16 protein-coding genes and 1 pseudogene are annotated in these 19,231 nt (G+C 68.7%); 10 read left to right on the forward strand and 7 right to left on the reverse strand.

What is annotated here, in order from left to right; genetic code table 11:
- The first annotated feature begins 166 nt into the window (after positions 1–166).
- The 3 genes from SK571_RS34150 (at position 167) to SK571_RS34160 (ending at position 4,820) form a co-directional block, all read left to right on the forward strand.
- A complete protein-coding gene (locus SK571_RS34150) occupies positions 167–3,046 on the forward strand; it encodes an alpha-L-fucosidase (protein WP_406602073.1) in 2,880 nt (959 codons plus the stop codon).
- Positions 3,047–3,104: 58 nt separating this feature from the next.
- Positions 3,105–3,920, forward strand: a complete 816-nt coding sequence (locus tag SK571_RS34155) for a hypothetical protein (RefSeq protein WP_319988235.1) — start codon at positions 3,105–3,107, stop codon at positions 3,918–3,920.
- A gap of 69 nt (positions 3,921–3,989) precedes the next feature.
- Positions 3,990–4,820, forward strand: coding sequence for an oxygenase MpaB family protein (locus SK571_RS34160; RefSeq protein WP_319988236.1), 831 nt, complete (start codon positions 3,990–3,992; stop codon positions 4,818–4,820).
- A gap of 3 nt (positions 4,821–4,823) precedes the next feature.
- Here SK571_RS34160 and SK571_RS34165 read toward each other — a convergent pair whose 3' ends face one another.
- Both SK571_RS34165 and SK571_RS34170 read right to left on the reverse strand, forming a co-directional pair.
- Positions 4,824–5,870 carry a hypothetical protein gene (locus SK571_RS34165; protein ID WP_319988237.1) on the reverse strand — a complete coding sequence of 349 codons (1,047 nt, stop codon included), beginning with the start codon at positions 5,868–5,870 and terminating at the stop codon, positions 4,824–4,826.
- Positions 5,871–6,354: 484 nt separating this feature from the next.
- Positions 6,355–6,654: pseudogene (locus SK571_RS34170) on the reverse strand (alpha/beta fold hydrolase); the annotation flags it as partial.
- Between the two features lie 95 nt (positions 6,655–6,749).
- Between SK571_RS34170 and SK571_RS34175 the strand changes: the two are divergent.
- Entirely contained in the window at positions 6,750–8,246 is a 1,497-nt protein-coding gene (locus tag SK571_RS34175) for a chitinase (RefSeq protein WP_319988238.1), read from the forward strand.
- A 32-nt stretch (positions 8,247–8,278) separates the two neighbouring features.
- On the opposite strand, the gene SK571_RS34180 is transcribed toward SK571_RS34175, so the two are convergent.
- Positions 8,279–8,920 (reverse strand): thiaminase II/PqqC family protein, encoded by a 642-nt coding sequence (locus SK571_RS34180; protein WP_319988239.1) that lies wholly within the window; start codon positions 8,918–8,920, stop codon positions 8,279–8,281.
- A 69-nt stretch (positions 8,921–8,989) separates the two neighbouring features.
- Between SK571_RS34180 and SK571_RS34185 the strand changes: the two genes are divergently transcribed.
- A complete protein-coding gene (locus SK571_RS34185) occupies positions 8,990–9,334 on the forward strand; it encodes a DUF6204 family protein (RefSeq protein WP_319988240.1) in 345 nt (114 codons plus the stop codon).
- Here SK571_RS34185 and SK571_RS34190 read toward each other — a convergent pair.
- Positions 9,325–11,454 carry an RICIN domain-containing protein gene (locus tag SK571_RS34190; RefSeq protein WP_406602074.1) on the reverse strand — a complete coding sequence of 710 codons (2,130 nt, stop codon included), beginning with the start codon at positions 11,452–11,454 and terminating at the stop codon, positions 9,325–9,327. The genes SK571_RS34185 and SK571_RS34190 overlap by 10 nt on opposite strands.
- A gap of 96 nt (positions 11,455–11,550) precedes the next feature.
- Between SK571_RS34190 and SK571_RS34195 the strand changes: the two genes are divergently transcribed.
- A complete protein-coding gene (locus SK571_RS34195; protein WP_319988241.1) occupies positions 11,551–12,057 on the forward strand; it encodes a winged helix-turn-helix domain-containing protein in 507 nt (168 codons plus the stop codon).
- A complete protein-coding gene (locus SK571_RS34200; protein WP_319988242.1) occupies positions 12,050–12,628 on the forward strand; it encodes an SRPBCC family protein in 579 nt (192 codons plus the stop codon). Before SK571_RS34195 ends, SK571_RS34200 begins: the two co-directional genes overlap by 8 nt.
- On the opposite strand, the gene SK571_RS34205 is transcribed toward SK571_RS34200, so the two are convergent.
- Positions 12,592–13,803, reverse strand: a complete 1,212-nt coding sequence (locus SK571_RS34205) for an FAD-binding protein (RefSeq protein ID WP_319988243.1) — start codon at positions 13,801–13,803, stop codon at positions 12,592–12,594. The genes SK571_RS34200 and SK571_RS34205 overlap by 37 nt on opposite strands.
- Before the next feature lie 128 nt (positions 13,804–13,931).
- Here SK571_RS34205 and SK571_RS34210 point away from each other — a divergent pair, with 128 nt between their 5' ends.
- Positions 13,932–14,552, forward strand: a complete 621-nt coding sequence (locus SK571_RS34210; RefSeq protein WP_319988244.1) for a methyltransferase family protein — start codon at positions 13,932–13,934, stop codon at positions 14,550–14,552.
- A gap of 294 nt (positions 14,553–14,846) precedes the next feature.
- Here SK571_RS34210 and SK571_RS34215 read toward each other — a convergent pair whose 3' ends face one another.
- Both SK571_RS34215 and SK571_RS34220 read right to left on the reverse strand, forming a co-directional pair.
- Positions 14,847–15,629 carry a siderophore-interacting protein gene (locus SK571_RS34215; RefSeq protein ID WP_319988245.1) on the reverse strand — a complete coding sequence of 261 codons (783 nt, stop codon included), beginning with the start codon at positions 15,627–15,629 and terminating at the stop codon, positions 14,847–14,849.
- Positions 15,626–17,884, reverse strand: coding sequence for an excinuclease ABC subunit UvrA (locus SK571_RS34220; protein ID WP_319988246.1), 2,259 nt, complete (start codon positions 17,882–17,884; stop codon positions 15,626–15,628). Before SK571_RS34220 ends, SK571_RS34215 begins: the two co-directional genes overlap by 4 nt.
- Positions 17,885–17,961: 77 nt before the next feature.
- Here SK571_RS34220 and SK571_RS34225 point away from each other — a divergent pair, with 77 nt between their 5' ends.
- Both SK571_RS34225 and SK571_RS34230 read left to right on the forward strand, forming a co-directional pair.
- Positions 17,962–18,735, forward strand: a complete 774-nt coding sequence (locus tag SK571_RS34225) for a TetR/AcrR family transcriptional regulator (protein ID WP_319988247.1) — start codon at positions 17,962–17,964, stop codon at positions 18,733–18,735.
- Positions 18,736–18,781: 46 nt separating this feature from the next.
- Positions 18,782–19,144 (forward strand): hypothetical protein, encoded by a 363-nt coding sequence (locus tag SK571_RS34230; RefSeq protein WP_319988248.1) that lies wholly within the window; start codon positions 18,782–18,784, stop codon positions 19,142–19,144.
- The last annotated feature ends 87 nt before the right edge of the window (positions 19,145–19,231 follow it).

Genomic DNA, 19,231 nt, shown 5'->3' on the forward strand with positions numbered 1-19,231 from the left:
GTCAGCCCAGGGCTTGATTATCACGGCGACACCCGACCGCGTGGGTGATCTTGAATTGCTCCGATGAGTATGCGTATTTTCGCCGAGCTGAGGACTTGACCGACCTGGTTCCGGTTGCAATCATCGGATCTTCTCGCCGCCGCCCCGGACGAGAAGAGCGTGGCGCATGGGTTTACGTCGTGTGTGTGCGGCCGTGGTGGCCGTGTTGCTCGCAAGCTTGCTCACGGTGGTGGCACAGGGGGCCGCGCAGGCCGAGGTGCGCCATCCGCGACAGGACTGGCTGCGTCAGTCCACCGCGGGGTTGTTCCTGCACTGGGGCATGTTCACCGCCCCGAAGCACCTGAACTGCGCCGAGTGGGAGCGCGACGTCACCGGTGGCGGCTGGACCCCCGACTACTGGATCGACGAGGCGCGCAAGCTCGGCGCCTCCTACGTCGTGCTGGCGACGTTCCACAGCAGGCTCGGCTACGCGCGGCCGTGGCCGTCGAAGATCCCCGGGAGCTGCGCCACCGAACGCGATCTGCTCGGTGAGCTCGTCCGGGCGGGCAAGGCCAAGGGCGTCAAGGTCGTCCTCTACATGACCGACGACCCGCAGTGGCACAGCGAGCAGGGCGTCCAGATGCTCGACTCGGCCGCCTACTCGGCCCACAAGGGCGAACAGGTCGACCTCACCACGCGTGAAGGCTTCGGCAGGTACAGCTACGACCTCTTCTTCGAGGTGATGAAGAACTACGACGACCTCGCGGGGTTCTGGATCGACAACGACAACGAGTACTGGGAGCGCAACAAGCTCTACGAGCAGGTCCGGCAGTTGCGGCCGACGTGGTTGCTGAGCAACAACAACGAGGACACGCCGATCATGGACACGGTCTCGAACGAGCAGAAGACCGGCATGTTCCCGTCCTACGACTACCCGGCGGCGACGTTCACGCCGATGCCGCGCCTGTCCGAGGCCTGCTACAAGCTGCCCAACACCGGCGACTGGTGGTACGACGGCGGCAACCACGCCGTCGACACCCGCCTGAACACCGGCCGCTACGTCACCAACGCGGGCTCGTCGATCAAGTCGCTGATGGCCGAGACGCCGATGGTGAACGGCAGGATGCCCGCGCAGCAGGAGGCCTACAACAACTTCATGGCGCAGTGGGTGCCACCGATCCGCGAGTCGATCCAGGGCGTCGAGGGCGCCGGGTACATGTACGGCGGCATGCAGCCGGGGTTCTGGAACGACGGTGCGCACGGCGTGATCACCATCAACCCCAGGACCGGCAAGCAGTACGTCCACGTCGTCACCCGGCCGCGCGCCGACTTCGTCCGCCTGCGGGACAACGGGTATCAGGTCACCGGCGTCCGTGATCTGCGGACCGGCGAGCAGCTGCGGTTCGCGCAGTCGGCCGGGCACCTGACGATCCAGGGCATCACGAGGTGGGACGAGTACGACACGGTGTTCGCCGTGGAAACCCTTGGCCAGCAGGGCTTCCACACTGGCGTGAAGGCCTCGGCGACCTCGTCCGCGAACGGTTTCCCCGCCTCGAACCTCACCGACGGCAGCTACGAGACGTACTGGGACGCCGCCGGTGCCCAGCCCGTGTCGATCTCGCTCGACCTGGGCCGCCGCAAGAAGGCCGCGTTCCTCGCGATCAACCAGCGCGAGTCGTCGCCGACGCACGCCCGCGTGTCGTTCGGCAGGCCGGAGGACTCGAGCCGCGTCAAGGACTACCAGGTGACGGCGTCCGACGACGGCCGCACCTGGCGGCACGTCCGCAGCGGCGCGCTGCCTTCGGCCCGTGGCACCCAGTTCATCGACATCGGCGCGCAGGAGGCCCGGTTCCTGAAGCTGACCGTGCTCGGCACGTGGGGCGGACCGCAGGCGCCCGTGTACTCCAAGCAGCTGAAGATCGACGAGATCCGGGTCGGCCACAGCTATCCGCGCGGGTCCCGGGACGGCGCGCTGGAGGCCGAGGACGCGTTGCGGTCGGGTTCGGTGCGCGCCGAGTCCTGCGCGGCCTGCTCCGGCACGAGGCAGGTGACCGGCCTCGGCGGCGGTGAGCGCAACGCGGTGACCTACCGCGATGTTTCCGTTGCCACAGCCGGGAACTACGCGTTGCAGCTGGACGTGACGACGGCCGAGGCGTCCACCGTGTCCGTCTCGGTGAACGGCGCGGCACCGGTGTCCGTCGTGGTGCCCAAGGACCGCGCCGACGTGCCGGACCCGGCGTCGATCGCGGTGCCGTTGAACGCGGGCCGCAACACCGTGAAGGTCTTCAGCACCGGCCGGCTCGGCCTGGACCGCGTCTCGGTCGGCGGGCTGCCGCCGTCGAGCTACACGCCGAAGACGACCCTGACCGTGCAACCCCATGGCGTGCAATGGACCGGACCAGGTCAGCAGTCCGTGAAGATCACCGCACGCCTCCGGCTCGACGCCGACGACCAGATCGACGACGTCTCGCTGGCACCGTCGCTGCCCGCCGGCTGGACGCTGACCGGCGCACCCGCTGTGCGCCCGTCGATGCGCCTGGCCGGTCTGCTCGAAGGCACCTGGACCGCGACCTCGCCCGCCGGGCAGGACGTGGGCTCGGTGAGCATTCCCGTCACCGCCTCGTTCCGGTTGCTGAGCAGCGATCGCAAGGTCTCGGGCGCGGTGCCGGTGCGCACCAGGCCCGCCGGCCGCGTGTTCGTGCGCGAGGCCGAGGACTCGGCGAACCAGTTCGGCAGCACCGGCCTGACGAACTGCGGCGCGTGCTCCGGCGCGGAGAAGGTGCGCAACATCGGCGGCAGCCCGGACGCTTCGGTGACCTTCCCCCAGGTGACGGTCCCGGAGGCGCGTACCTACCGGCTGTTCGTCCAGTTCACGGTGAACGGGCCGCGGTCGTACTTCGTGACGGTCAACGGGGGTGCGACGGTCGAGGTCAAGCTCGACGGGGTCGGCAACAACACCCCTTACGTGGCCGAGATCCCGGTGACGTTGAACGCCGGTGCCAACACCATCAGGTTCGGCAACGACACCGCGGGTGCTCCCGATCTGGACCAGATCGCGCTGGCCTAGGCCCTCGGCCGCGGCTGTCGCGGACGAGACCTGCAGGACAGGGCCTAGGCTCGGCCCCATGGGGGAAGACTGGCTTTCGAAGTTGCACTGGGCTGCGGAGTTCGAGTCGGCACAGGAGGTTGCGGCCGCGATCGCGCAGGCGGACGACGTCGACGCGGCGGACGAGGAACGCACGGCGTTGTGGCGTGCCGTGCACGCGCGGAAACCCGAGAACGTCCGGTTGCTGCTCGCGGCCGGTGCTGATCCGGCGCTGCCCATGATGTCCGGGTGGTCGCCGGCCCGGCTCAGCCTCACCACGGACCACCCGTTGCCGACCGCGGAGGTCCTCACCCGTGAGGAACGTGCCGCCGTCGAGGAACGCGACCGGCTCGTCGCGGCACTCGGCGGCGTGCCCGGCGGCGACGGCTTCAGCCTGGCGTGCGTCGCGGGGGTGGACGCCGGGACCGCGGTGCGCCTGCTGGAGGCGGAACTCGTCGAGGCGCCCGGCGACGAGGCCGAGGAGGACGTGCTCGGCGTGACGACCGTGCCCGGCGGGTGCGTGCTCGTGCAGCCGGACGGCTACGCGGCCGCGATGCCGGGCGTGCTCGACCGGCTGTCGGCGGGCACCGTCGCGTACGGCATGTACGCCAATCCCAAGAGCGGCAACCAGGGCAGCGTCCACCGCGACGGCGAGACCGCGGAGTGGGATCTGCATCCCGGCGGCGGTGTGGCGGAGGAGGAGACCGCGGCGGACGTGTTGCTGGCGCACCTCTACCTGGACGAGCCGGTGGCGTTCTGCCTCGCGTTCGCGGGCCTGCGGCCGGCGGACTTCCGCGCGTTCACCGCACCGGATCTGTGGCTGCGCCTTCCCGAACGGGACGACTGGGACTTCTGACCGGTCCGCTGAAAGGCACCCTGCCTCGGCGGGGTGCCTTTCTCAGGAACCGGCGCGCATCATGGGGTGATGCTGGAGTCATTGCGGCGGCAGGTGAGCGAACGGCTCTTCGAGAAGGTCGCGGGGCCGGAGCGGCAGGAGCACGCGCGCAGGATCCACGGCGCGTCCGGGCCGCAGCTGTTCGCGGACGACCGGCCGATCCGGCACGTGCACGCGGATCACGCCATGTTCATCGGCGGGCTGCGGGCGTTGCTGCTGCAGTCGTTGCACCCGCTGGCGATGGCGGCGGTGGCGCAGCACTCCGACTACCTGACCGATCCGTGGGGCCGGTTGCAGCGCACGAGCCTGTTCGTCGGCGTCACCACCTACGGCACCGCCGAGGACGCGCTCAAGGCCGTCGAACGGCTCGGGCGCGTGCATCGGCACATCCACGGCACCGCGCCGGACGGCCGTTCGTACCGCGCCGACGATCCGCACCTGCTGGGGTGGGTGCACGTGGCCGAGGTGGACAGCTTCCTGCGCTGCCACCAGCGTTACGGCGAGAAGCCGCTCGACGACTACGACGGCTACGTCGCCGACATGGCGGTCATCGCCGACGCCATGGGCATCCCCGACCCGCCGCGCACGACCGCCGCGCTCGAAGCGAAGCTCGACTCGTACCGGGCCGAGCTGAAGGGCACGCCCGAGGCCAGGGAAGCGGCCAGGTTCCTGCTGCTCAAGGCGCCGTTGCCGATGCTGGCGCGGGGGCCGTACGCGATCCTGAGCGCCACGGCGGTCGCCACGTTGCCGGTGTGGGCGCGGATTCCGCTCCGGTTGCCCTACCTGCCGATCTCGGAGGCCACCGGCGTGCGGGTCGCGGGCCACGCGTTGATGCGCGGCCTGCGGTGGGTCACGAGCTGAGGGTCAGCGGAAGTCGCTGACCCGGAAGGTCGACAGCATGTCCTGGAAGCGCGGGTTGTTGGTGTGCGGGTAGAAGGACGCCTCGACGCCCACCCAACCGCGGAAGGCGCCGTCGTCGTCGATGATCTGCATCATCGGCTTCACGTGCGAGTTGCCCGTGTAGCAGGATTCGATGTCGGTGCCGTTCGACCTCCTCGTTAGGCAAGTGCACCAGTGCCAGTGGGTGTCCCTGCGGTCGCTGCTGGAGATGCGCTGGATGTAGTTCTGCAGCGAGCTGTCGTTGATCGCACTGCCGCCGCCGGTGCCGGGACAGCTGGGCTGTTCCTGACAGGCCTTCTCCGAGGACGGCTGCAGGTAGGTCAGGCACCAGGTCGTGGTGGCGCAGGCTTGGAACGACCCGATCTTGAACGCGCCGCCCTCGCCGTGGTTGAGCGCGTCGTGCGTCCAGCCCTGGTAGTCCTGCAGGAGCGTGCCGGGGAAGGCCCGCACGGTCGACGCGGAACGGCTGGTGCTCAGCGAGGCGTTGCTGCCGTAGGCGTAGCCGACCGTGGCCAGGGTGTTGAACGCCTGGTCGAGGCGGACGAGCTTGCCGTCCGGGCTGGTCGCGATGTTCCACTGCTCCGACCACGCCTGGCCAGCGTCGGTCCAGGTGATCTGCAGCTTGTCTCCGTCGGCCGAGTACCTGCCCGTCCTCGTCTCGGGAGGAGAGCCCGTGAAGCCCCCTGCGGTCAGCACCTCGCACGCGCGCACCAGGGTCTGACCGACCGCGTTCGACTTGGTCGTACACGTCGGGTCGGGTGTCGTTCCAGTGCCCTGACGAGCGACCGGCTGGCGTTGCCACCAGAGGTAGGTCCGCGCCCGCACGCCGCCGTCGGACGTGAACTGGTAGTTCCCGAGCCGGACCCAGTTGTCCCTCGCGGTCCCGGCCTTGAACGAGCCGAGCGCGACGACGAAGTTCGCCTTGCCACCGGGCAGACCGGCGGCCGACGCCGGGGCGGGCAGAAACGTGAACAGGGACAGGACGAGCAGTACGACAGGTGCCTTGCGCATGCATCCCCCAGAGATGAGCTAGCCCTCCAGGTAGTTCACCACGAGTGGCGTCGCCTCGCTCGCGAACTCCTCGAAGTAACCGTGTCGCGCGCCCTCGATCAGGTGCATCCGGGCGCCCGGGATGCGTGATGCGATCAGGGGAGCGTTGGCCGTCGGGTTGAAGACGTCCTCGGTACCGTGGCACCACCAGGGTCGGCGCGGTGATCGACGGCAGCACGGCCCACGCGTCGTGCTCGGCGCTCGCGAAGAGGTGCCGCTTGCGCGCGTACGGCGGCATCTGCGGGTCGCCGAGCGTGTTGTACGGCCCGCGGTAGGCCGGCGTGTACATCAGCTCCTCCAACGCCCTGCGCGCTTTCATCGGATCGACCTGCGCCAGCGACTTGCGCACTTCGGCGCTGCGTTCGACGCCGTGCGCGCCGCCGGGGGAGGTGCAGCCCAGCACCAGCCGGTCGACGTGCTCACCGTGCTCGGCCGCGATCCACTGCGCGATCCGCCCGCCCATGGAGGTGCCGTAGACGTGCGCCTTGCCGATTCCCGCGTCGGCCAGGATCGCGACGCAGTCGGATGCGAACATCCGCGTGCTGTACGGGACGTCGGGCTTGTCGCTGGAACCGGTGCCGCGGTGGTCGGTGACGATCGTCGTGAACCGCGCCGAGAAGTCCTCGCGGACCTGTGACCACCAGCGCGACGAGTTCGACTGGCCCGCGATGAGCAGCAGGGGAGGCCCGGAGCCCTCGACCGAGTAGAAGAGCCTGGTTCCGTCGGTGGCACGAGCGCGGGGCACGACCGCCAAGTCTAGAACCTTGACTTTGAGATTGATGGTCTAGTCCAATTCGGGGTGACCCCCTGCCGGCCGCCAACGCGTGAGGGATGGAACCCATGCTGTTGTTCGCTCGAATATCCGCGGTGGCCGCACTGGTGCTCGGCACCGTGATCGTGAGCCTCGCCCCCGCCAGCGCCGCCGGAGTCACGGCGACGTTCGCCAAGAACGGCTGGGCCACCGGCTACACCGCGACGGTGACGATCAAGAACGAGACCAGTGCGGCCATCAGTTCCTGGAAGGTCGAGTTCGACTACCCGGCCTCGACCACCGTCGGCGCCTACTGGGACTCGCTGCTCACCAAGAGCGGTAACCACCACACCTTCGTCAACCGGGAGTACAACGGCTCCGTCGCGCCCGGCGCCAGCGTGACGTTCGGCTTCAACGCCGCCGGCACCGCCGACCCGTCGAACTGCACGATCAACGGTGCCGCGTGCACCGGTGGCACCGGCCCGACGACCAGTTCCACCACGAGCACGACGACCACCACCACGACCACAACTACTACGACGACGACCACGACCGGTCAGCCGCCTACAGGGCAGTTGCCGCGCAAGGTGCTCGTCGGCTACCTGCACGCGAGCTTCGCCAACGGCTCCGGCTACATCCGCATGAAGGACGTGCCGGACGAGTGGGACGTCATCAACCTCTCGTTCGCCGAACCCACCAGCGCGACGAGCGGTGACCTGCGGTTCAGCCAGTGCCCGGTCGCGGAGTGCCCGAACGTCGAGTCCGAGGCCGAGTTCATCGCCGGCATCCGCGCCCAGCAGCAGAAGGGCAAGAAGGTCAACATCTCCATCGGCGGCCAGAACGGCCAGGTCCGGCTGGAGACCGCGGCGGCGCGCGACGCGTTCGTGCGCTCGGTCGGCGCGATCATCGACAAGTACGGCCTGAACGGGCTCGACGTCGACTTCGAGGGCCACTCGCTGTCGCTCAACCCCGGCGACCTCGACTTCAGGAGCCCGACCACGCCCGTCGTCGTGAACCTGATCTCGGCGCTGCGGACGCTGAAGGCCCGTTACGGAGCCAACTTCGTGCTCACCATGGCGCCGGAGACGTTCTTCGTGCAGGTCGGCTACCAGTTCTACGGCGGCACGGGCACCGGTGACGCGCGCACGGGCGCGTACCTGCCGGTGATCGAGGCCATGCGCAACGACCTGACGTTGCTGCACGTCCAGGACTACAACTCCGGACCCGTGATGGGGCTGGACAACCAGTACCACAACATGGGTGGCGCGGACTTCCACGTGGCGATGACCGACATGCTGCTCGCCGGGTTCCCGGTGCGCGGTGACACGTCGAAGGTCTTCGCGCCGTTGCGCCAGGAACAGGTCGCGATCGGCCTGCCCGCCGCGATGTACGCGGGCAACGGGTTCACGTCCGTCGCGGACGTCCAGACCGCGCTGGACTGCCTCACCAAGGGCACGCGGTGCGGCACCTACAAGCCGAAGGGTGTGTACCCGAACCTGCGCGGCCTCATGACGTGGTCGATCAACTGGGACAAGTACAACAACTACGAGTTCTCCAAGGCCCACCGGGCCTATCTGCCCCGATGACGGTGTGGGGGCGGCACCGCCGCCCCCATCCCTTACGCCAGGGTGGACCAGAACTGCAGTTCGTAGGCCTGCAGCAGGCGGCCGTAGCGCCACGCGTGCTTCGGCTGCCAGCCCGCGTCGAGGGAGGCCTGGATCGCGGCGATCGCGCGGTCCTCCAGCTGCGGCGCGGGAGTGGCGAAGAAGTCCACGAACGCGCACGCCTCGTCGCTGAACCCGTAGTGCTCGCGCAGCCCCTTCGCCATCCGCGCGCAGTACCCGCCCCACGCGGTGAAGTTCGCCAGGATCGCGAGGATCACGTCCGTCGGCTCGCCGTTGAGCGCCATCCACGCCTGGTACGCGGGGTAGGCCTGGCAGCCGGGGAACGGTTCGTAGTTCTGGAAGTCCTTGGCCGACATGCCCGCGGCCTCTGCCAGCGGTGGCAACATCGGCAGCACGAGCTCCTCACCCCCCGCGAGCAGTGTGAAGAACGCCCGCGCGTTCGGCTCCTCCGCCTTCGACGCCAGCGCCAGGAATGTTCGCCAGTCGGACGACACGATGTGGTTCTCTTCAGCGGCGAACGTCTGGATCACGGCGCGCGGTGCCTGCCCGGTCTCGATCAGCTTCACCACGAGGTTGTCGTGGTCACCGGGGTGCAGCTCCGTCCGGATGCGCGCGACCAGCTCTTTTGCGTTCATGGTCCGGATTCTTCCGCACGCGGGAAATCGTTCGCCAGACCGGCACGGGATCAGGGACCATCTTCGCTCGTGGCTGAACACACCTACCGAGTACTCGTCCGCGGACGCTTCGCCGACCTCACCGACGACCAGCGCGTGACGCTGCGGGACCGTCTGAAAGGCTTCGACTTCCTGCGTGACGCCGGGTTCAGCGAAGAGGGTGCGCTGACCTACGACGAGAAGCTCGACTTCTTCAGCTACCGCGTGATCCTGAGTGCCGCCGAGAAGCCGGACGAGGCGGGGCTGCGGCGCGCGGCCACAGCCCTCGACTCGCTCGGCGTCGACTTCCAGGGGTTGAAGGCCAAGGTCACCGACATGGACGAGATGAAGGTGAACCGGCCGAAGAGGCTCGGTTCAGTGCGTCATCACGGGTAGTTCGCCAGGTACGCCTCGGTGGATCCGGCGGTCGCCGTACCGCCCGAGTTGTTGATGATCCGCTGGATGGTTCCCTTGCCGCCCAACGACACGGTCACCATGCTGTGGAACTTCACGCCGGGGGTGTTCGGCACCTCGAACGCCCGATCGGCGACCACCGACGGGTTCGCGTTCATGAAGGCGTAGCTGCCCAGGCCCCACGCCTCGTGCGTCGTGACGTTGTTGGAGACCTTGTACGCCGCGTAGCCGCGCGTCGAGCCGTTCATCCACGCTGCCTGGTTGGGCACCTCGTACGGCATCTCGTTCTGGTAGAAGTACGTCCGGCCGCCCTGGCCGTTCCAGATGGTCTGGTACTTCTGGTAGTGCTCGACGAACAGGCCGTACATCGTCACGTTGTTGCCGTTGACGATCAGGCCCGTGTCGGCCGTGTTGAGGTCCCAGCCGACACCGATGGAGTGGTCACCACGCCACAGCCACAGGTGGTCACCGATCACGTTGTGGCTGTTGACCACCAACGAGGTCGTGGCCCGCCCGACGGCCGAACCGCCGATGCGCGCGTAGACGTCGTGCAGCGACGTCGGGTTGGCGGAGTGGTCGGCGTTGCTGCCCGGCGCGCCGACCTGCATCAGCAGCGGCGAGTTGGTCGGGGCCGCGTCGATGAGGATGCCGGCGATCTTCACACCGTCCACATCGGCCACGTCGAGTGCCATGGTGCCGTTGGTGGGCATGACGGTCGCGAGACCGAGGCCCAGCACGACGGTGTCGGGGCGGGTGACGCGGATCGGTTCGCTCACCTGGTGGATGCCCGGCGTGAGCAGCAGGTGCTTGCCGGCCGCGAGCTGCGCGTTGATCGTCGCCGCCGAGGTGCCCGGCTTCGCGATGTAGAACTGCGACAGCGGGATGTTCGTGCCCTGCTGGGTGCCCGAGGCCCAGGTGGTGCCGCTGGTGTTCGAGCGCAGTGCGGGGACGAACACGTTGTAGTTGCCGCCGCCGTCGACGTTCAGGAACGGCTTCTCACGCACGACGGGGGTCTGCGCGACGTTCGTGTACGGCGGTTCGGGGAACGAGGTCTGCGGCGCGTTGCGCGCGCCGACGAACACCATGTTCCAGTTCTCGCCGGTCCACGAGCCCCACTCGGTGTTGCGCGACAGCCACTGCTGCTGCGAACCGGAGCGGACCTGGCCGGTGACCACGGAGTCGGCGAGGAAACCGCCGCTGGACCAGCCGTTGTCGTCGAGCTGCATGTTGCCGTAGGTCTTGGTGCGGCGCATCGCGGACGCCTGCGACACGGCCCAGGTGTTGGTGCCCGAGGGCGGCCGGATCGCGAGGTTCTCCGCGCCACGCCAGAAGTTGTGCGTCGCGTTGCCCTGGAACCAGTCGGCCTCGACGTGCACCTGGCCGTTGATCGTCACGCCGTCCGGCAACATGCCCAGGCCGAGGACCTGGGTGAAGAAGCCGATGTTGACGTCGACGTTGTAGTTGCCGGGCTTGAACATGACGGCGTACCGGCGCGCGTCGTACTGACCCTCTTCCTGCTGGCGGAAGACGTCGTCGAGCCGCGCCTGGATCGTCGCGGAGGACATCGACGGGTCGAAGACGAGCACGTTCGGGCCGAAGTCGGGCTGGCCCGGCTGCTGCGTGCCGCCGGTGAGGCGGAAGAGCTGTGCGCCGGTCCCGTTGCAGGTGTACTGGACCAGCTGGACGTCGCCGGTGGACGCACCGGGCACGTCGAGGCACTTGGCGCTGTGGCGGTTCACGAACCGGTAGGTGTCCGTGCCGACCTGTTCGGGGCGCCATTGCTGGTTGTTCGCGTTGAACGACTGCCACATGTGGACAGCCGCGTTGTCCGCGACCGAGACGTTCGAGACGTCCCAGACCTGCCCCTGGCCGACGGTGAAGTACCCGTCGCTCGTGGGCGTGAAGGTCCAGGTCTGACCCGAGCATCCTTGTTGGCGGAGCTGTGCGCCGTTGGCCGTTCCCAGCGACTCCACGCACTTTCCGCTGCCGACGTTCGTCACTTGATAAGCGGTTCCGGGCACCACGTCGGCCTGGGCCGCGACCGTCCACACAGGAACGATCGCCGCTGCTGCCAACGCTGCCACCAGCAGGGGGGTTCTCACGGGTCACAGGGTGGGGCGATTTGTTGCAACCGTCAACGAACTTACCTGTTTCCGGTCGCGTTCCGGTATTGACAAATCATTTTGTCAAATGGGACCGTGCTAGGCGTGGAGCTGTCGCCGTTGCGCCTGTCGCTGCTGGAGCTGCTGAAGTCGCCCGCCTCGGCGACCCAGCTCGCGGCGGCTCTCGACCTGCCAAGGCAGCGGGTCAACTACCACGTCCGAGCGCTGGAGCAGGCGGGACTCGTCGAACTGGTGGAGGAACGCCAGCGGCGTGGCTGCGTCGAACGCGTCCTGCGTGCGAAGCCCGGTCGCGAGATCGCCGCCGACGTCCAGGACCAGTTCGCCGCAACGCATCTGGTCTCGGTCGCCGGGGACACCGCGCGTGAGGTCGAGCGGATGTCCGGCGCCGCGGCCGCGGCGGGAAAGCGCTTGCTCACCTTCACCGTGGAGACGACGGTCCGCTTCGGCGCGCCCGGCGACGTCCACGAGTTCACCAGCGACCTGGCCGAAGCGGTGCGGCAGATCGCGTTGAAGTACGACACCGACACAGGCCGCCCGTACCGGGTGGTCGCCATGGGCCATCCCGGAGCAGCAGATGAGTGACGAAGGCGTCCAGATCGAGATCACCGTGGCCGCGCCGGTCGAGGAGGTGTGGCAGTCGTTCCGCGACAAGGAGAAGCTGCGCCACTGGCACGGCTGGGACCTCCCGGAGCTCGACGAGGAGATCGACCACATCTACTTCACGAACGCCGAGGAGGACGGCACCACGCTGATCGTCCACGGCCACGACACGTTCGCGCTGAGCGCCGTCCCGGAAGGCACCCGTGTCGTGCTGACCCGTGCGCCCAAGGGCACCTCACCCGAGTGGGACGACTACTACGAGGACATCACCGAAGGCTGGATCTCGTTCCTGCACCAGCTGAAGTTCGCGCACGAGTACCACCCAGGAGAGAAGCGCCGGACGGTGTTCTGGTCCTCCGAGGTCGATCTCGGCGTGAGCGGCAAGCCTTTCTTCGAGTCGGCGAACCAGCGCGGTGTGGTGGTCGAGGAGTTCGGTCCGGGTCTGGTGATCACCAGTTCGAAGATGACCATCGTGACGACCTACGGGTTCTCCGACGACGAGCTGGAGGCGCTGCGTCAGAAGGGGCCCGCCGACGTGGCCGACCCGAAGTAGCGGGTCAGGAACTCGTTGCGGAAGACGCCTTTCGGGTCGTGCTCGCGCAGCAACGCCCGGAAGGCGTCCCACTGCGGGTAGCGTGCCGCCAGCAGGGCCGGCGGCACGGTGAAGAGCTTGCCCCAGTGCGGCCGTGGCGCGATCGCCTCCTCCAGGCGCGGAAGCAGCCTGAGCACGGCCGGGGTGTCCGGCACCCAGGTGAAGTGGATCGCGATGCTGTCGCGGTCGAAGGCGGGGCTGAGCCACTGCGGTTCGGCGTCGATCGTGCGGATCTCGCAGGCCTGCACCAGCGGCGAGATCACCGTCGACATCTCGGCCAGCGCCCGCAACGCCGTCACCGCGCGGGTCCGCGGCACGAAGTACTCGGTCTGCAGCTCCTCGCCGACGGACGGGGTGAACTCGGCGCGGAAGTGGGGCAGCCGCTCGTGCCACGGGCCGGGCACGCCGCCCTGCAGCGTGCAGCGGGAGGCGGGCTGACCGGGCACCGGGTGCGCCGGTTCGGTCGCCGGCCGCCCCGGGAAGGCGAACTCCTCGTCGCCCACGCGGTGCTTCGCCCACAGCGTCGCACCGCCCTGCCAGTCGACGAACGCGCTCACGCTGTACGCGCCGTCGAAGATCTGCTCCAGCCGGACGAGCAGCGTCGTCCAGGCGACGTCCTCGTAGACCGTCTGCGCGACCTGGAACGACGGCACCACGTCCAGGGTCACGGTGGTGACGACGCCGAGACCGCCCATCGACACGGGCGCGCCCGCGGAGACGAGCTCGACGACCGAGCCGTCACCGCGCATGACCTCGACGGACCGCACGGCACCGGCCAGCGACCGGGACCCGGAGCCGTGCGTGGCGGTGGCGATCGCACCGGCCACGGTGATGTGCGGCAACGACGGCAGCGTGTGCAGGGCGAGACCCGCCGCCTCCAGCCGGACGGCCAGCGAGGCGAGCGTCATGCCCGCGCTCACCCGCACCGCGTGGCCGGACACCTCGAAGACCTCGGGCATGGCCGCCAGCGACACCAGCGTGCCGGTCGTGTCGGCGATCGTGCTGAACGAGTGTCCCGAGCCGACGACGTGCACGGCCGATGAACCGCGCACGAGCGCACGCAGGTCTTCGGCCGAGGCTGGGGCTACGGCCTCGGCCGCGGTGAAGGTGACGTTGCCCGCCCAGTTGGTCCTCATACCGACACGGTAGGCGCCGATGCGGTCGATCGTGTGTGGACTGTGTGGCGCGGCGGCACAAGCATTTTCTCACTATTGCTTCAGTGTTGACAGAAATCAACTTGCACGTGGTGGCAGGGTGGATCGACGTGGACACCGACGTACAACGGCTTCGACAGATGTCCGGGCTGATCACGCCGATGGCGCTCCGGGTCGCCGTGACCCTGGGAGTGCCCGATCGCCTGCGCGACAACCCCGCCACCGCCCACGAACTCGCACCCGAACTCAAGGTCGACCCGCTCGCACTCGACCTGCTCCTGGCCCACCTGACTACTATCGGTGTGGCCGAACGAACAGCATCGGGCTACCGCACGACGGACTTCGGCGCACTGCTCGGCGCGAACACGGACAACGGCCTGAACAACCTGCTGCACCACGACTCCGCCGCCGGGCGCGCCGATCTGGCGTTCATCGACCTGATCCACAGCGTCCGCACCGGCGAACCGGCCTACCCGGTGCGCTACGGCCAGGACTTCTGGACCGACCTGGCCGGGCAACGGCACCTGCGTGACGCGTTCGACCGGCAGATGACCGACCGCATGCGGAACTGGCTACCGCAGGTCGTCAGGAACTACGACTGGTCGCGGTTCGGCACGCTCGTCGACGTCGGTGGCGGGCACGGCAGCCTGCTCGCCGCGATCCTCACCGCGAACCCTCGACCTGCGGTTGGCGGAGCGGCTGGTACGGTTGTTGCGCCCGTTCGGCGGTAGCCAAGTCGGCGGGTCTACCGCCGGGCTGGTGGGATGTCAGGTCTGTGGAGCTTGTGTAGGACCGTGGGCGGTACACCGTCCCTTGCTGGTAATCCAGGCGGCAATGGGCTGTGAAGCAGAAACTCGACCCGCGAGGGAAGAATCTCCCTGCTTCAGCTGGGAGAGAGGTCAAGCTCGTGCACTTCGGCCGGCGCGCGACCGAAAGCTGTACGACTTCGTGCGGCGGTCACCTGAGTCACGGACTGGAACTGGAGTCCGTGACTCAGGTGACCGACGGGCGCAGCCTGCTGGAGTTCACTCGCTGAGCGTGGCGATCCTTTCCCGGGCCTCGGCGAGGTCGTCCGCCGTCGGGGCGTCGTCCTGGGTGAGCGTCCGCCTCCAGTAGCCGGCGAACTCGATGTCCTTCTTGGACACGCCCAGGCCGACGAAGTGCCTGCGCAGCTCACGCACCGCGGAGGCCTCGCCGCCGAGCCACACCCACACCGACGACGGCACCTCGGCCGCCGTCACCACCGAGACCAGGTCCTCCCCGGCGCTGCGGTGCACCCATCGCACGCCGGGGACGTCCTGTTCCTCCAGCGGATCCGCGACCTCGACGAACACCAGTCGCCGCTGTGAAGCAGGAAGCAGTTCCAGCAGTGAGGCGATAGCGGGCAGCGCCGTCTCGTCGCCCGCGAACACCAGCAGGTCCGCGGTGCCGAGCGGGCGGGCGTAGTCCTCGGACGGCCCGAACCGCCCGATGACGTCACCGGCCTGAGCGGTGGCGGCCCAGCGTGACGCGGGTCCGCTGTCGCCGTGCAGCACGAAGTCGACGGTCAGCACGCCGTCGGCCAGCGACCGGACGGTGAAGCTGCGCATCCACGGCCGTTCGGGCTCCGGTATGGCCAGGTACGCCTGGTACCAGGTGCCGACGTCGGCGGAGTCGGACACGTGCGCGGACCCGCCGGGCCGGGGGAAGAGCAGCTTGAGCTGCTGGTCCGGCCAGGTGCCGAGCTCGTCGAGACCGGGGCCGCCGAACGTCACGCGGGTCATGCGCGGGGTCAGCGGTATGACGGAGGTCACCGTCAGCAGGCTCACGACAGGTACTCCTTCAGGTGCCGGGCGGTCAGGGTGTCCGAAGTGGACACGAGCTCACCGGGCGTGCCGGAGAAGACGACCTGGCCGCCGTCGTGGCCCGCGCCGGGCCCCATGTCGACGATCCAGTCGGCGTGCGCCATCACGGCGAGGTGGTGCTCGATCACGATCACCGTGTTGCCGGCGTCGATCAGCTGGTCGAGCAGGCCGAGCAGCTGGTCCACGTCCGCGAGGTGCAGGCCGGACGTCGGCTCGTCCAGCACGTAGGTCGACGCCTTCTCCGCCATGTGGATGGCGAGTTTCAGCCGTTGCCGCTCACCGCCGGACAACGTCGTGAGCGGCTGGCCGAGCGAGAGGTACGACAGGCCGACGTCGTGCAGGCGGCTGAGCACGGCGTGGGCCTGGCCGGAGGGGAAGAACTCGCGCGCGTCGGCGACGGACATGCCGAGCACCTCGCTGATGTTCTTGCCCCGCAACGTGTAGCGCAGCACCTCGGGTGTGAACCTCTTGCCCTCGCACTTCTCGCAGACCGTGGCGACGCCGGCCATCATCGCGAGGTCGGTGTAGACGAGCCCGATGCCCTTGCAGTTCTCGCAGGCGCCCGCGGAGTTCGCGCTGAACAACGCGGCCTTCACGCCGTTGGCCTTGGCGAACGCGGTCCTGATCGAGTCGAGCAGCCCGGTGTAGGTGGCGGGGTTGGACCGGCGCGAGCCGCGGATCGGCGACTGGTCGACCGTCACGACGTCCGGTCCCTTGCGCAGCGATCCGTGGATCAGCGACGACTTGCCGGAACCCGCGACGCCGGTGACGACGGTCAGCACGCCGAGCGGCAGGTCGACCGAGACATCCTTGAGGTTGTTGGTGCGGGCGCCGCTGATGGTCAGGAAGCCCTTGGGGGAGCGGAACTCCGGCCGCAGCTTGGCCCGGTGGTCGAGGTGGCGGCCGGTCAGCGTGCCGGACGCGCGCAGCCCGGCCACGTCGCCGGTGTAGCAGACGTGACCGCCGTTGACGCCCGCTCCGGGACCGAGGTCGACGACGTGGTCGGCGATCTGGATGGTCTCCGGCTTGTGCTCGACGACGAGGACGGTGTTCCCCTTGTCGCGCAGCAGGAGCAGGAGGTTGTTCATCCGCTGGATGTCGTGCGGGTGCAGGCCGACGGTCGGCTCGTCGAACACGTAGGTGATGTCGGTGAGCGAGGAACCCAGGTGCCGCACCATCTTCACGCGCTGCGACTCGCCGCCGGACAGCGTGCCGGACTCGCGGTCGAGCGAGAGGTAGCCGAGACCGATCTCGACCAGCGAGTCGAGCGTGCCCCGCAGGGTGGCGAGCAGCGGCGCGACGGACGGGTCGTCGATGGCGTGCACGAACTTGGCGAGGTCGCTGATCTGCATCGCGCAGCAGTCCGCGATGTTCACACCGCGGATCTTCGAGTTCAGCGCGGCCTCGTTGAGACGGGCGCCGTCGCAGCTCTGGCAGGTCGCGAACGTGACGGCCTTGTCCACGAACGCGCGGATGTGCGGCTGCATGGACTCGCGGTCCTTGGACAGGATCGTGCGCTGCAGCTTCGGGATCAGGCCATCGTAGGTGACGTTGGTGCCGCCGATGTTGAGCTTCGTGGTCGGCTTGTAGAGGAAGTCGTCGAGCTGCTGCTCGGTGAACGCCGAGATCGGCTGGTCGGCGGGGTAGAGGCCGGAGTTCGCGAGGACCTGCCAGTACCAGGTGCCCACGCCGTAGTTCGGGGCGTCGATCGCGCCGTCGTTGAGCGACTTGGTGCGGTCGACGATGGCGTCCACGTCGATGGTGGTGACCTTGCCCAGGCCCTCGCAGGCCGGGCACATGCCTTCGGGCAGGTTGAAGCTGAACGCGCCGGACGTGCCGACGTGCGGCTCGCCCAGGCGGCTGAACACGATCCGGAGCATCGTGTGCGCGTCGGTGGCGGTGCCGACGGTGGAGCGGGAGTTCGCGCCCATGCGTTCCTGGTCGACGATGATCGCCGCGCTCAGGTTGTGCAGCGCGTCCACGTCGGGGCGGCCGATCGACGGCATGAAGGACTGCAGGAACGCGGTGTAGGTCTCGTTGATCATGCGCTGTGACTCGGCCGCGATCGTGCCGAAGACCAGCGAGGACTTGCCGGAGCCGGACACGCCGGTGAAGACGGTCAGCCGGCGCTTGGGGACGTCGAGCGACACGTCCGCGAGGTTGTTCTCCCTGGCTCCGCGGACCTGGATCACGTCATGGCTGTCTGCGACAGCGTTCACGCTGCTTCCCCCAATGATTCTTTATGCCGTAAAGTATCGACCGACGAGAGTACTTTACGGCATAAGGAGTCGCAACCGTGGTCGTCTACGCAGGTCAGGGCGACCCGCGCCGGTCCATCGAACTGCTCTGGCGGGCGTCGGTCGCGGAGAACCGTCCCGGCCCGAAGCCCGGACTGAGCGTGGACGCGATCGTCGACGCGGCCATCGAGGTCGCCGACGAGCAGGGCATGGCGTTCTCGATGCGCGCGGTGGGGGAGCGGCTCGGACGCACGGCCATGGCGCTCTACACGTACGTGCCGGGCAAGAACGAGCTGGTCGACCTCATGTACGACCGCGCGATGGCCGAACTGCCGGCGTCCTACCCGCTCGACGACGGCTGGCGGCCCGCGGTCACGCGCTGGGCGCACGACATGTGGGAGTTCTACAGCCGTCACCCGTGGATGCTGCAGGTGTCGCAGGCACGTCCGGTGCTCGGCCCGCACGAGTTCGCGGTGATCGAGGCGCTGGCCGCGATCCTGGTGTCCACCGGCCTGCCCGGTCGTGAGCTGCGCGGCATCGTCGGCGCCGTCAACTACTTCGTGCGCGGCGCGGCGCAGACCGTCGCCGAGGCCCGTGCCGCGGGCGGCGCGACCGGTGAGGGCGACGAGGAGTGGTGGTACGCGCGGTCGGCCGTGCTGCTGGAGATCGAGCCCGACCTGGAGAAGAAGTTCCCGATGCTGCACGTGCTGGAGAGCGACAGGGAACCCGTCGATCCTGAGCTGCCCTATCTGGAGAACGACGCCGTGGAGAACTTCCGCAGCGGGTTGAAGGTCCTCCTCGACGGCGTCGAGGCCGCTGTAGCGAAACCGTGACGAAGTCCGGACGTGCACAGCACACGGGCTCGATGAGATCGTCGCCATGGCAATCGTCAGAGTCCTTGTGGCCGTCGCGTGCGCCCTGGTGCTGACGGCGCCGAGCACGGCGGCCGCGCTCTCACCGGACGACCACCGCCCCGCGACCATGACGATGAAGTACCAGGCCGGAGGTCTCGTCGCCGTGGTGCACGCGCCACGCACCCTCGTCGGTGTGCGGCCGCTGGTGCTCACCCACGACGTCTCCGCGCAGGTGCTGGTGCGACGAGGCGCCGTGGTGGTGCTGGTGACCGATCCGTCGTCGCTGCCCCGGCACCGCGAGCTGTGGCGTGAGCTGAGTGCGGGCACCGGGCCGCTGGCGGAGCGGTTCGGCGGGTTCGCCGGCCACTTCTCCGTGGCAGAACCGTGACGCATCAACCGATCGGTTAGGCCTCGACGAGACTTTGGGGGGACGTGTCCCCCTTCCGCCACTGCCAGGCTGGGTGGCGGAAGGGGG

The sequence above is a fragment of the Lentzea kristufekii genome (genome assembly GCF_033949925.1).
GTDB classification, from domain to species: Bacteria; Actinomycetota; Actinomycetes; order Mycobacteriales; family Pseudonocardiaceae; genus Lentzea; species Lentzea kristufekii.